The organism is Euzebya rosea, assembly GCF_003073135.1.
Taxonomy (GTDB): Bacteria; Actinomycetota; Nitriliruptoria; order Euzebyales; family Euzebyaceae; genus Euzebya; species Euzebya rosea.
In genome coordinates, this window is the sequence record NZ_PGDQ01000015.1 from 62,044 (window position 1) to 75,263 (window position 13,220).

Sequence of the window (13,220 nt, forward strand, 5' to 3'; positions counted from 1 at the left end):
GGCCGTGTGTGGCATCCACGCCCGATGGGGGCGGGCTTGCCGCACGCGGGCTCACCCCGTGTGGGATCGACCGCCCATACAGGGGGGCAATGCGCACGCCGTGTTCGGGTGCCTCGGTCGGGCGCCCACCTGATTCGGGACTGACCCAGCCCACCCCATAGACTCACTTGTCCCTGCGCCGACGCCACGGCGTGGGCCGGACAACCCTCTAGGGAGAGCTGTGGAGCGCATCGAGAAGGTCGGCGTCGTCGGCTGTGGAACCATGGGATCGGGCATCTGCGAGGTGGTCGCCCGCGGCGGCCGCGCGGTGCAGTTCGTCGAGATCAACGACGAGATGGTCGAGAAGGGCCTCAGCCGGATCCGCAACTCCCTCCAGCGTGCGGTCGACCGCGACAAGCTCGGCGCGGAGGAGATGGAGGAGATCCTCGACCGGATCACCGGCCACACCGACTTCGCCGTGCTGTCCGACAGCGACCTCGTCATCGAGGCGGTCCCCGAGCAGCTCGACATGAAGCAGAAGACCTTCGAGCAGCTCGACGCGGTCCTGCGGCCCGACGCGATCGTCGCGACCAACACCTCCTCCCTCGGGGTCATCGACGTCGCGGTCCACACCAAGCGGCCCGACCGCGTCCTCGGCTTCCACTTCTTCAACCCGGCCCCCGTCATGGAGCTGGTGGAGATGATCACGACGGTCGTCACCAACCCCGAGGTCGTCGAGCTGGCCAAGGCCTTCGCGACCGAGCTCGGCAAGACCCCCGTCGTCGTCCGCGACCGCGCCGGTTTCATCGCCAACCTGCTGCTGTTCCCCTACCTCAACCAGGCCGTCGGCATGGTGGAGGAGGGCTACGCGACCCGTGAGGACATCGACGCCGCCATGCGGTTCGGCTGCGGCCACCCGATCGGCCCGATCGGCCTCGTCGACCTGATCGGCATCGACTCCACCAACTCCATCATGGAGCGCATGTACGAGCAGTTCGGCGACGTGCGCTACGCCCCGCACCCGATCATCCGGCAGCTCAAGACCGCCGGCTTCATGGGTCGCAAGTCCGGCCGTGGCTTCTACACCTACGAGAAGCCCAACTCCTCCCGCCTGGCCCCCGACGACGCCAGCGACGTCACCCCGATCGACCCCGACTCCATCGCCAGCTGGGGCACCATCGGCGTGCTCGGCACCGGCACCATGGCCTCCGGCATCGCCGAGGTCTGCGCCAAGGCCGGCTACGACGTCATCGTTCGCGGCCGCAGCGTCGCCAAGGCCGAGTCGGCGAAGGCCGCTGTCGGCACGTCGCTGCAGCGCATGGTCGACAAGGGCCGCATGGAGGCCGACGCCGCCGAGGAGGCCCTCGGCCGCATCAGCGTCACCGACGGCCTGGCCAGCTTCGCGGAGTGCGACATCGTCATCGAGGCCGTCGCCGAGCTGATGGAGGTCAAGCGTCCCCTCTTCGAGGAGCTCGACCAGATCACCAAGCCCGACTGCGTGCTGGCCACCACCACCTCCTCCCTGCCGGTCATCGAGATGGCCATGGCCACCAACCGGCCCGAGAAGGTCATCGGCCTGCACTTCTTCAACCCGGCCGCCATCATGAAGCTCGTCGAGGTCGTGCCGACGGTGCGGACCGACGACACGACGCTGATGCAGGCCCGCGCGATCACCGAGAAGCTCGGCAAGCACGGCGTGCTCTGCGGCGACCGGGCCGGCTTCATCGTCAACGCGCTGCTGTTCCCCTACCTCAACGACGCCACCCGGATGCTGGAGGACGGCTACGCCACCGCACCCGAGATCGACACGGCGATGAAGCTCGGCTGCGGGCATCCCATGGGGCCGTTCGCGTTGATGGATATCGTGGGTCTCGACGTGACCCTGGAGATCTGCCGGGCGCTGTACGCGGAGTTCCGTGATCCGGGCTTCGAGCCGGTCCCGCTGCTGGAGCACATGGTGAGCGTCGGATATCTCGGCCGCAAGGTCGGCCGAGGCTTCTACACGTACTAGATTGTGGGGCCAGACACACAACCCGTGGTCGACCACCACGAAGGCCCCTGTCGAGGAAGTCGATTGACATGAGCAAGGGTGCGCGCCGCAAGCGCAAGTCACGGCCATGGCAGAACCCCGAAGCGCTGCAGGACATGGCTCACATCTACTCGCGGTCCCAGATCGACCCGGACATGCAGCTGGACGGCTACGACGTCCAGAACGTGCCGGCCGAGCGGGCGGAGAAGGACTACATCTGTCCTGACTGCGGGAACACGATCCCCGAAGGCGAGGCCCACGTCGTGGTCTGGCCCCACGGGGATCCCGACCTGCGCCGCCACTGGCACCGCTACTGCTGGCGCATCGAGGTCGGCCGCAGCGACGGGGCGGCGTGAGCCAGGACCGCAGGGTCGCGCTGGTCACCGGCGCGTCCAGGGGTATCGGGGCGGCCACCGCCATCGCGTTGGCTGCCGACGGCTACGACGTGGCCCTCGCCTCCCGCACCGTGGAGGATCTCGAGACGGTTGCCGCGCAGTGCGGTGAACACGGCGCGCGCACGCTGGTCGTGCCGACCGACGTGATGGAGGAGGCGCAGGTCCGGCATGCCGTGACCCACACCGCCGCAGAGCTCGGCCGGCTGGACGTGCTGGTCAACAACGCCGGCTGGAACTCCTTCATGGTGCCGATCACCGAGATGCGCTCCTCCGGGTGGGAGAAGGGGCTGACCCTCAACCTCACCCAGGCGTTCTGGGCCACCCAGGAGGCCGGCAAGCTGATGACGGCGCAGGGCTCCGGCTCGATCGTCAACGTGTCGTCGGTCGCCGGTGCCGGGTCCTCGCCCGGAATGGCCCACTACGGTGCCGCCAAGGCCGGCCTGATCAGCCTGACCGTCAACGCTGCCATGGAGATGGGCCACGCCGGCGTGCGCGTCAACGCCGTCGCGCCGGGCTGGGTGAAGACCGACATCTCCAAGTTCGCGTGGACCGACGACGACACCGAGAAGGCGTTCGTCCAGCGGGCACCGATCCAGCGGTGGGGTGTGCCGCGCGAGGTCGCCGACGCCATCGTCTTCCTGGCCGGCGACAAGGCGTCCTACATCACCGGTCAGACGCTGGTCATCGACGGCGGGCTGACCCTCAACACCTTCTGAGGGACGTTCGGTCGAGCTGACCGGACCACCCCATTCCCGGGGGGTCGCACGAGCGCGATAGCCTTCGGGTCGATTCACCGTCCGACCGGGTCGGTTGCTCCCCGGAGCCAGCCTGCCCAGACCAGAAACGCGGGGCACACACAGCGTGAGCGGAAGCCAGCACAAGAAGCAGGAGAAGGCTCGCCGGCAAGCAGAGCGCGAGAAGGCTCGCCAGGCGGAGCGTCGTCGCAACCAGATGACCGCGATCGCGGTCGTCGCGGTGCTGGTGCTCGGCGGCATCCTCGTCGCGGCCACCGTGATGGACCGCCGGTCGCAGGACGACGACGTCGCCGACCTCGCGAGCGAACTGGCCAGCGAGCTCGAGGCGTCCGCCAGCGAAGCCGTCGAGGACGGGTCCGAGGCACCCAGCGAGGACGCCGAGCCCGCCACGATGGTCCCCGACGACCCCGCGGTCGAGCCCGGTGAGGCCGTCGACTCCGGCCTCGAGCCGGTCATCGACGACCGTCCCGTCGCCTGCGACGCCGAGGAGCCGTCCAACGTCGCCGACACCCGCCCGCAGTTCCCCGGTGGACCGGCGGACGTGCTGGAGGAGGGGGTGGACTACGTGGCCGTCGTCGAGACGTCCTGTGGCACCGTGACCCTCGACCTGCTCGAGGACGACGCCCCCGAGACCGTCAACTCCTTCGTCTTCCTCGCCCAGCAGGGCTTCTTCGACGGCCTGGAGATCTTCCGCAACGCCACCAGCATCGGCGCCCTGCAGACCGGTGGTGGCGACCAGACCAACACCTGGAGCATCGGCTACAGCCTGCCCGACGAGCTCGGCCTGGCCGAGTCCGACGGCTACCCCGTCGGGTCCGTGGCGATGGCCAACGCCGGCCCCAACACCGGTGGCAGCCAGTTCTTCTTCGTCTACAACGAGCTGTTCGACACCGCGTTCGACCAGCAGCGTGCCTACAGCGTCTTCGGCCAGGTCACCGAGGGCCTCGACGTCCTCGAGGAGATCGGGGCCATCGCCGCCGAGGGCGAGACGCCCACCGAGCGCGTGTACATGGAATCCGTCACCGTCCAGGAGCAGTAGGGCCATGGCCGACCACTACGCCGAGCCCGAGCAGGTCCTCGATGACGCGTCGCGCCACTCGGCGACGCTGTCCACCTCGATGGGCGACATCTCCCTGCAGCTGTTCTCCAACGAGGCGCCCGTCGCGGCCAACAGCTTCGCCTTCCTGGCCGGCAAGAAGTTCTTCGACGGCACGATCGTCCACCGGGTCGTCCCCGGCTTCGTGATCCAGATGGGCGACCCGACCGGCACCGGGACGGGTGGGCCGGGCTACCGCTTCCCCGACGAGCTCGCGTCGGCCCGCAACCGCGGGTACGAGCGCGGCACGCTCGCGATGGCCAACGCCGGCCCCAACACCAACGGCAGCCAGTTCTTCATCTGCCTCGACGACGTCGGCCTGCCGCCGAACTACACCGTCTTCGGGCAGGTGACCGACGGCATGGACGTCGTCGACGCCATCGCGAAGACCCCGCTGGACGGCGAGCGACCCCGCGAGGACGTCGTCGTCGAGTCCGTGCGGATGGCCGAGTAGCCGACCCGGGACTACCCCTCGGTCGAGGAGGCGCGGGCGGCGATGCGTCGGCGCTGCGGCCCGACCGTGGCAGCGGGATCGGCCGCGGAGGCGAAGCCGGCGCGGAACACCGACCAGCGGGTTGCCGCCGCGCCGGCCAGCATGCCGAGCGCGCCCACGCGACGAGCCAGCCGCCCGCCGCGCCCCGACGGGGCAAGCGCGACCAGGGCCGACCCGGCGGCGGTTGCCGCCGTCGCGATCCCGGCCCACCGGGCCGAGTCGCCCTCGCGGTAGGGGCCGGCCACGTCGTCGTCCAGCGCCCGGTGCATGCGCTCGGTGGTGACCAGCTCCGCCAGTCCGCCGGCGACCGCCACCGCACGGGCCGCCGGGTCCGTGGGGTCGACCAGCACCGCGGCCGCCCCGCTGGACATCGTCGAGCTGGCGGCGAACACGGCCGGCAGCGTCCGCTCGGCCTGGTGCCACACGGGCACGGCGGTGTTGGTCAGCAGCACCGCGGTGTAGGTGGAGAGCGCCGGACCCAGGCCTGCCGCCGCGGCGCCGGCGACGCGACGGAGCCGGGGGAACCAGCCGAGCGCCTCCAGGCCTGCCGCACCGATCGCGGCCGGGGCGTAGAGCGCGAGGATCCAGGAGCCGACGCTCATCGGCGAGGTCGGCTTGAGGACCCGCAGCATGTGGTGGAACCGTTCGGGACGGCCGAGGTCGCGGATCAGCAGCGGCGGGCTGGTGGCGACCGCTCCTGCGGCGACCAGGCGTGCCGTGCGGGCCAGCGTCGTCCTCCCGGTGGCCTCAGCGACCGCCGCCAGCACCGACGACGCACCGGCGGTCCCACCGACGAAGAAGTAGGCGGGCACCTCCCACGTCCACACCGGTGCCTTGACGATCGGCAGGTCGTAGTAGCTGCGCGGTTCGGCGTCGGGGACGACCGATCCGCGACCGCCCCGCACCCTGGGGCGGCGCGTTCCCGCGCCGTCCTGCTGCGCACGGCTCATCGGGACGCCCTCCGGCCGGCGACGAGCACCGCGCCGGCGATCCCCGCGACCATGACCGCGGCTGCCCGGGCCGCTGCCCGCCACATGTCCGGCAGGTCCTTCGTCGTGGCGATCGGGTCGGGCGGCAGGCCGTAGACCTCGGGGTCGTCGAGCAGCAGGAAGAACGCGCCGCAGCCGTCGACGCCGTTGGCGGTGTCCTCGCCGTACAGCTGGGCCCCCGGCAGCCCGGCGGCGACGACCTCCTCCAGGCGATCCCCGGCGGCCGCCCGCATGTCCTCCCAGGTGCCGAACATGATGGAGTCGGTGGGACACGACTGGGCGCACGCCGGCGTCATGTCGCCCTTCATGCGGTCGTAGCACATGGTGCACTTGAAGGCGCGACCGTCGTCGGGTCGGCGATCGACCACGCCGTAGGGACATGCCGGCACGCAGTAGCCGCAGCCGTTGCAGATGTCGTCCTGCAGGACCACGGTGGCGAACTCGGTCTTGAACAGCGCACCGGTCGGGCAGACGTCGAGGCACGCGGCCGTGGTGCAGTGCTTGCACACGTCGGAGGCCATCAGCCAGCGGAAGTCGCCGGCGCCCGCGGCGGCGTCGACGGCCAGCGCGATCCCGTCGGCGTCGGCACGCGTGAGGTCCAGCTCCTGGGGATCCCCGGCGAACCCGCCGGTACCGACCGCGCTGAGGTCGGGGCCCTGCTGGCCGGCCGAGACGAACGCCCCGTCGGCACCCTGCCGGCGGATCTCGGGCAGCCGCTGCTCGACGAACTTCACGGCCCGCCAGCTCTCGCTGCCCAGGCCGCCGGTGTTGTCGTAGGAGAACCCCGTCAGCTCCAGCGGGGTGGACGGCACGTCGTTCCACTCCTTGCAGGCCACCTCGCAGGCCTTGCAGCCGATGCACACGGTGGTGTCGGTGAAGAACGCCATGCGCGGCCGGTCGTCGTCGTAGCCGACGGTGGCGGGGGAGGAGGTGTAACGGCTGGGGTTCATGGCCGGTCGCTGCCTGACGGGTCGGCGGGCTGCTGGTCGGTGGGTGATCGGTCCGTGGGGTCCCCGTCGGCGGTCGGATCGCGACCGTCCCGTTCGGCGTGGCGGCGGACGAGGTCCCGCCGGGCGGGGCCGCGGGGACGCCGACCCGGACGGATGTCGCAGGTGGCCGCCTTCACCTCCTGGATGTGCACGTTGGGGTCCAGCGCCAGGGCGAACAGGTCGTTGGCGGCGTCACCGGTGCTCAGCCCCCGGAACCCCCAGTGGTAGGGCAGGCCGATCTGGTGGATCTCCCGCCCACCGACCCGCAGCGGCTGCATGCGCTCGGTGACCAGCACGCGGGCCTCGATGGCGGCCCGGGCGCTGATGACGGTCGCCCACCCGCCGTTGGCAAGGCCCCGCTCCGCGGCGAGGGCGGGGGAGACCTCGCAGAACATCTCCGGCTGCAGCTCCGACAGGTGGGCGACGGAGCGGCTCATCGCCCCCGCCGTGTGGTGCTCGGTCAACCGGTAGGTGGTCATCACGCAGGGGTAGGCATCGGCGTCCTGCCCGCTGCCGTGGGAGACGTTCTCGGGCCGGTCGAACCGTTCGCGCATCGGGTTGGCCTGCTGGCGGTACATGGCGTTGCGCACGGGTGACTCGTGCGGTTCGTAGTGGGTCGGCAGCGGCCCGTCGACCACCCCGCGCGGCACGAACAACCAGCCACGACCGTCGGCCTGCATCACGAACGGATGGTCACCACCGATGGCTGCCTCCGCCGTCGCACCCTCGGGCGGGACGTAGTCCGGCGGCTTGTCGCCCTCGAAGTCGGGCACGTCGTGCCCCGTCCAGCGGCCCTGCTCGGCGTCCCACCAGACGTAGGCACGATCCGCCGACCACGGGTTGCCCTCGGGGTCCGCCGACGCCCGGTTGTAGAGGATCCGACGGTTCGACGGCCACGCCCAGCCCCATTCCGGCGCCACCCACGACTGCTCGTTGCCCGGACGGCGACGTCTCGTCTGGTTGACCCCGTCGGCGTAGCAGCCGGTGTAGATCCAGCAGCCCGCCGCGGTCGATCCGTCATCGGCCATCTGGGTGTAGCTGGACAGCGGCTGCCCGTCGGCGTCCCACCCGTTGATCTCGCGCAGCACCGCGTCGGCCGACGGGTCGTCGTGGGGGCCCTCGGTCGGGTAGTCCCAGGTCAGGTGGCGGATCGGCTGGTCGCGCTCGAGCTCGCTGTCGGCCAGCTTCGCCTTGATCCGCAGCCCCAGCTGATGGGCGAACCAAAGGTCGCTGCGGCAGTCACCCTGCGGCTCCACCGCCCGGTCGTGCCACTGGAGCAGCCGCTGGGTGTTGGTGAAGGTGCCGTCCTTCTCCACGTGGCTGGCGGCTGGCAGGAAGAACACCTCGGTGCCGATGTCGGTGGTGACCATCTCGCCGGTCTCGACCTCGGGGCCGTCCTGCCAGAACGTTGCCGACTCGATCAGCTGGAAGTCGCGCACGACCAGCCAGTCCAGCTGGGCCATGGCCATCCGGTGCAGCCCCGAGTTGGCGTTGCCGACCGCCGGGTTCTCACCGATGACGATGTAGCCCTCGACGTCGCCGTCGAGCATGTCCAGCACCGTGCGGTAGGCCGAATGGTCACCGGTCAGCCGCGGCAACCAGCCGAACCCCCAGTCGTTGTCGGCTGTGGCCGCGTCGCCGAACCAGGCCTTCTGCAGGCTGACCAGGTAGTCGCGCATGTTCCCCCAGAACCCGGCGGTGGCGGCGTTCGCCTCGACATGGCTGGACAGGTCGGAGGACGTGGAGGCCTGCGGCATCGGGATGTAGCCGGGCAGGATGTTGAACAGCGTCGGGATGTCGGTGGACCCCTGGATGGACGCGTGGCCACGCAGGGCCAGGATGCCGCCGCCGGACACCCCGATGTTGCCCAGCAGCAGCTGCACGATGGCGGCGGTGCGGATGTACTGCACCCCGACGGTGTGCTGCGTCCAGCCGACGGCGTAGCAGAAGGCGGCCGCCCGGTCGGGGGTGCCCGTGGACGCCAGCGCCTCGGCGACCCGGAGGAACGTCTCGCGTGGCACGCCGCACACCTCCTCCACCATCTCGGGGGTGTAGCGGGCGAAGTGGCGGCGCAGGACCTGCATGACGCACAGCGGGTCGGTGAGGGTGGGGTCCTCGTGGGGCGGGTTGCCGCCCTCGAGCTCGCCCCCGTGCGCGCCGGCCCGTTCGGTCTCGGCGGCCGTGGAGTCACGATCGCCGGCCGCACCGGCGGCGGTCATGCCGCGGTACTGCCAGCTGGCGGTGTCGTAGGTGCCGGTCTCGGGGTCCCAGCCGGAGAACAACCCCTCGATGTCGGGCTGGTCTTCGCCGCCGTCCTCGGTGTCGAGGAACGACTCGTCCAGCAGCGTCGCGGCGTTGGTGTAGCGCTCGACGTACTCGCGGAACCACTGCTCGGTGGTCAGCAGGTGGTTGACGATCCCGCCGAGGAAGGCGATGTCGCTGCCGGCGCGCAGCGGCACGTGGATGTCGGCCACGGCGCTGGTCCTGGTGAACCGCGGGTCGACGTGGATGATCGTCGCGCCACGCCGCTTGGCGTCCATCACGTGCTGGAACCCCACCGGATGGCACTCGGCCATGTTGGAGCCCTGGATCACCACCACGTCAGCGTTGGCGAGGTCCTGCAGGAAGGTCGTGGCACCGCCACGCCCGAACGACGTCCCCAGACCGGGGACGGTGGAGGAGTGTCATATCCGGGCCTGGTTCTCGACCTGGATGGCCCCGAGCGCCGTGTAGAGCTTCTTGAGGAGGTAGTTCTCCTCGTTGTCGAGGGTGGCCCCGCCGAGGTGCGCCAGCCCCATCGTGCGCCGCAGCGGCACGCCGTCGTCGTCGCGGTCCTCCCACGTGCGGGCACGGGTCGCGATCACCCGGTCGGCGATCATGTCCATCGCCACGTCGAGGTCGAGGTCCTCCCAGTCCGTGGCGTGCGGCGGGCGGTACCGGACCCGTGTCTCCCGCAGCGGCGAGTCCAGCATCGTGCGGGTTGCCGCACCCTTGGGGCACAGCTTGCCGCGCGAGATCGGCGAGTCGGGGTCGCCCTCGATCCGCAGGACCTCCCCGTCCCGGACGTGGACCCGCTGCCCGCAGCCGACGGCGCAGTAGGGGCAGATCGACTGCACGACCCGGGCGGCATCCTCGGTCCGGGGCCGCCGGGCCGCCGACGCCGCCGACTGGGCGGCACGTCCGCGACCGAGCAGGTCGCCGGTCCGGATCTGCCGGGCGACCGGCCACGCGTCGAGGAGCTGGAGCAGTCTCATGGTGCGTCGCCGACCCTCCCACGTCGTGTGGCCGGCGTCAACGTGCGCCGACCGCACGTTTCTGACGCCGAGGATGCGGACGGCTCGTCACTCCGCGAGCAGCCGCCGCAGCCGGGTCTCCAGGGTGTCCGACAGGGCTGCGGACCCACCGATGAGGACCAGCTCGGCGACCTCGTCGCGGTGGGTGCCGACGAAGCCGAGCAGCTCCTCGGCCCGGTCGTTCGTGTCGCCGTCGGCCAGCAGCAGGACACTGCCGGTCCCGACCGCCGCGCTCGCGGCCAGCGCGTCGGGGAACCGCCTGCCGGTGGCCACCCAGACCCGGCGGGGCGACGTCCCGGCGTCCACCGCCAGGTCGGCCACGATCCGGGCGGTGGAGTACCGGTCGGTCCCGCTGACGCGCAGGGTCCGGGCGCCGGTGTCGCGGACCTGCTGCTCGGCGTCGACCGACACCGCGGAAGGCCCACCGAGGACCAGGACGGACGTGGGGGACAGTGTCCTCAGGGCGTCGAGCGTGCTCGGCGACAGGCCGTCGGTCGCCGCGAGCAGGATCGGGTGCCCGTCGGCCGCCCCGTGGGCAGCGGCGACGACGGCGTCGGACCACCCCTGCTCGGGGTCGGGGTGGGTGCCGCGGACGACCGCCACGCGTGAGCCGTCGCCCCCCTCCGCCACGACGCGCTGCGCGATCAGCCCGGCCGTGGCGAACCGGTCGCTGCCGGCGAGGCGTTCCACGGCCAGGCCGGCAGCACGCAGGTCGGCGTCCACCCGGGCCGAGAGGGCCTGCTCGCCGCCCAGCAGCACGGCCCGGGTCGCCCCCAGTCGGACGATCTCGGCGGCCGTGTCGGCCGACAGGCCGTCCCCGGCCGTCAGCAGCAGGGAGGCGTCCATCATGGCGGCCAACGGGCCGCCGGCGATGGCGTCGGGCCACGCGTCGGCGCGTGCGACGACCACCGTGGATGCGGTCTGGCGGGTTGCGGCCGAGAGCGCGGCGGCCGTCGCCGTCCGCGACGGTCCCGCCACGCGGCTGATGGCGACGGGGTCCGGGTCGGACCACAGCAGCCGGCCGTCGGCGCCCGCACGGGCGGCCGTGAGGGTCATCGGGACGTCGCCGAAGACGGCGAAGGACTGGACCAGCAGGTCCACGCCGTCGCCCGCGCCGTCGAGGTCGCCGGCCGGCTCGATGGTGGTGAACCCGTCGGGCACGCCGGGCACCGTCCAGCGGACCGCACCGCCGTCCAGGGCGAACACATCGGTCCCGGTCGCGTCGGCGTCGGTCCCCCCGCCGGCGCCCTCGTCGCCGTCGCCGCTGTCGCCGTAGCCGAACGCGACGTCGAAGCCGAAGTCGATGACGACGGCCTCGGCCCCACCGTCGCCGTCGACGTCGCCGAGGACGGTCAGGTCGGCGAAGATCGGGAGGTCGCGGGTCAGCAGCGTCTCGCCGTCGTCACCGGCTTCCACCAGCAGCAGGCTGGTCTCCGTGCCGGACTGGGGGTCGTAGTCGAACCCCATCAGGACGACGTCGTCGGTCCCGTCGCCGTCGGCGTCCGCCGCGCGACTGTCGTACCAGAACGTGGTTCCCTCGGTGACGGTGGTCAGCAGCTCGTCGCCGTCGTCGCCGGCGAGACGGATCAGGTGCAGCTCACCGGACTCCTCGCCGGTGTCGCTGTCGTAGGTGAACACCTGGCGCCGCAGGACGATGTCCTTGCCGGCGACGCCGTCGATGGGGGTGGTCGCCACCAACGAGACGCCGTCGCTGTAGGCGTCCCCGTCGACCGTCGGAGCGGTCCAGGTCCACAGCTGGCTGCCGTCCGTGGCGTCGAGCACGGTCAGGTGTGGCCGGGACGACTCGGGGTCGGAGGAAGCGGACCGGTCGGTGACGAGCACGTCCACGGCGCCGTCGCCCGTCAGGTCGCCGGGTGCACGCGCACCGACCGACTCCGACAGGACCTCGTGGGACCAGGCCGTCGACAGGTCAGCGCCGTCGAGCAGCAGGACGTCGTGGTGGGCACGCGTGCTCGTTTCCTGGCACTGCAGCTGGATCAGCAGCTGGGTGCACGTCCGGGATCCGTTCGCCCCGTGGGTACGGGTCACCAGCACGTCGGTCAGGGCGTCCCCGTCGATGTCGGGCACGGGCACGGCGTGCAGGACGGTGCCCTGTCCCGACTCCGCCAGCTCGCGGATCGTGGTGCCGTCGGCGCCGTCGACCAGCAGGATCGTCGACGCCCCCTCGAAGGACTGTGTCTCCGTGGTCGTCACCGGGCCGGGGAACGTCCCCGTGCGTTCGGCATCGCTGGACTCGGTGTAGGTCGTCCGCGTGCTGATCAGGTCGAGCGCGGCGTCCCCGTCGAGGTCACCGGACGCGAGGAAGGTGAGGGGGAAGTTGGAGGACTCGATCCGGTAGGTCTCCCCACCGGTGTCGACGTCCCAGCTGTAGGTGTAGCTGACGTGCCCGTCGACGGCGTCGCGCCACAACGACGTGCCGGTGGCACCGCTGAGCATGCTGACCTCCCAGGTGACGGACTCCACGAACTCGTCCCGGCAGGAGGTCTCGTCGCAGTGGCCGGATCCCGCGTACTCGGTCAGGCCGACACCGGTGGCCAGCAGGTCACGACGACCGTCGCCGTCCACGTCGGGCACGGCCTGCAGCAGCGTGCCGACCAGCCCGTCCGGCTGCGGTGCGATCCACAGCGGCGCGCCGTCGACCCCGCTGAGCGCGACGAGCGTGACCCCCGCCGCGTCGAAGGTCAGGGTCACGATGTCGTCGTGGCCGTCACGGTCGAGGTCGCCGATCGGGAACGTGTCGGACCCGTCGTCACCGCCGTACACCACACCGACCGGCATCCCCATCTGCGCCCAGGCGCCGTCCCGGTTCCCGGCCGCGGTGCCGTCGTCGCTGCCGTCACCGTCCGCCACGTCGGCCGCCGGCCGCGGGGCCCCGTCGACGGTGAGGACGCGGCCCTCGACGTCGCCGGCCCGCACCGCGAGGTCCAGGAGCGCCGTCGCGACGGGGCCGTCGCCCGCTGCCGCTCGGGCGTCCCGCAGGCGTTGTGCGTCGGTCGAGGGGGACAGGACGGAGGTCGACCGGTGCTCCATCGTGGGTGCGGTGGACCCTGCACGTGCTGCAGGGGCCGCGGCGAGCAGGAGCAGCAGCACGGTGAGCCCGGCGAGGCCACGGGCGGCTGGCCGGGCAGCCGGCCGGGCGGAGGGGGGCAGGGACACGACGACTCCGAGGGGCGGTCGAGGA

9 protein-coding genes are annotated in these 13,220 nt (G+C 71.7%); 5 read left to right on the plus strand and 4 right to left on the minus strand.

The genetic code is table 11. The annotated features are described in order from the left end of the window. The first annotated feature begins 220 nt into the window (after nt 1–220). From CUC05_RS18790 to CUC05_RS18810, 5 genes are all read left to right on the plus strand, one after another. A complete protein-coding gene (locus CUC05_RS18790) occupies nt 221–1,990 on the plus strand; it encodes a 3-hydroxyacyl-CoA dehydrogenase family protein (RefSeq protein WP_205712428.1) in 1,770 nt (589 codons plus the stop codon). Between the two features lie 68 nt (nt 1,991–2,058). Beyond that, nucleotides 2,059–2,364: a hypothetical protein gene (locus tag CUC05_RS18795; protein ID WP_205712429.1), complete on the plus strand. Its 306-nt coding sequence runs from the start codon at nt 2,059–2,061 to the stop codon at nt 2,362–2,364. Continuing rightward, nucleotides 2,361–3,119, plus strand: coding sequence for an SDR family NAD(P)-dependent oxidoreductase (locus CUC05_RS18800; RefSeq protein WP_108667665.1), 759 nt, complete (start codon nt 2,361–2,363; stop codon nt 3,117–3,119). The genes CUC05_RS18795 and CUC05_RS18800 overlap by 4 nt, the downstream gene beginning before the upstream one ends. Before the next feature lie 145 nt (nt 3,120–3,264). Beyond that, on the plus strand, nt 3,265–4,197 hold the full coding sequence (locus CUC05_RS18805; RefSeq protein WP_157965755.1) for a peptidylprolyl isomerase: 933 nt from the start codon (nt 3,265–3,267) through the stop codon (nt 4,195–4,197). 4 nt (nt 4,198–4,201) lie between these two features. Continuing rightward, nucleotides 4,202–4,708: a peptidylprolyl isomerase gene (locus tag CUC05_RS18810; protein WP_108667667.1), complete on the plus strand. Its 507-nt coding sequence runs from the start codon at nt 4,202–4,204 to the stop codon at nt 4,706–4,708. Between the two features lie 11 nt (nt 4,709–4,719). Here CUC05_RS18810 and nrfD read toward each other — a convergent pair whose 3' ends face one another. The 4 genes from nrfD to CUC05_RS24880 all read right to left on the minus strand — a co-directional run bounded on the left by nrfD (nt 4,720) and on the right by CUC05_RS24880 (nt 13,195). Further along, complete coding sequence (gene nrfD, locus CUC05_RS18815) at nt 4,720–5,697, minus strand: NrfD/PsrC family molybdoenzyme membrane anchor subunit (protein ID WP_108667668.1); 978 nt, start codon at nt 5,695–5,697, stop codon at nt 4,720–4,722. Continuing rightward, on the minus strand, nt 5,694–6,686 hold the full coding sequence (locus tag CUC05_RS18820; RefSeq protein ID WP_108667669.1) for a 4Fe-4S dicluster domain-containing protein: 993 nt from the start codon (nt 6,684–6,686) through the stop codon (nt 5,694–5,696). Before CUC05_RS18820 ends, nrfD begins: the two co-directional genes overlap by 4 nt. After that, nucleotides 6,683–9,979, minus strand: a complete 3,297-nt coding sequence (fdh, locus tag CUC05_RS18825) for a formate dehydrogenase (RefSeq protein WP_157965756.1) — start codon at nt 9,977–9,979, stop codon at nt 6,683–6,685. The genes CUC05_RS18820 and fdh overlap by 4 nt, the downstream gene beginning before the upstream one ends. Before the next feature lie 87 nt (nt 9,980–10,066). Next, nucleotides 10,067–13,195 (minus strand): cell wall-binding repeat-containing protein, encoded by a 3,129-nt coding sequence (locus CUC05_RS24880; protein ID WP_108667671.1) that lies wholly within the window; start codon nt 13,193–13,195, stop codon nt 10,067–10,069. Between the last annotated feature and the right edge of the window lie 25 nt (nt 13,196–13,220).

Coding starts and splice junctions, on each gene's coding strand:
- CUC05_RS18795 (WP_205712429.1), top strand. CDS start 2,059: ATGAGCAAGGGTGCGCGCCGCAAGCGCAAGTCACGGCCATGGCAGAAC.
- CUC05_RS18810 (WP_108667667.1), top strand. CDS start 4,202: ATGGCCGACCACTACGCCGAGCCCGAGCAGGTCCTCGATGACGCGTCG.
- nrfD (WP_108667668.1), bottom strand. CDS start 5,697: ATGAGCCGTGCGCAGCAGGACGGCGCGGGAACGCGCCGCCCCAGGGTG.
- CUC05_RS18820 (WP_108667669.1), bottom strand. CDS start 6,686: ATGAACCCCAGCCGTTACACCTCCTCCCCCGCCACCGTCGGCTACGAC.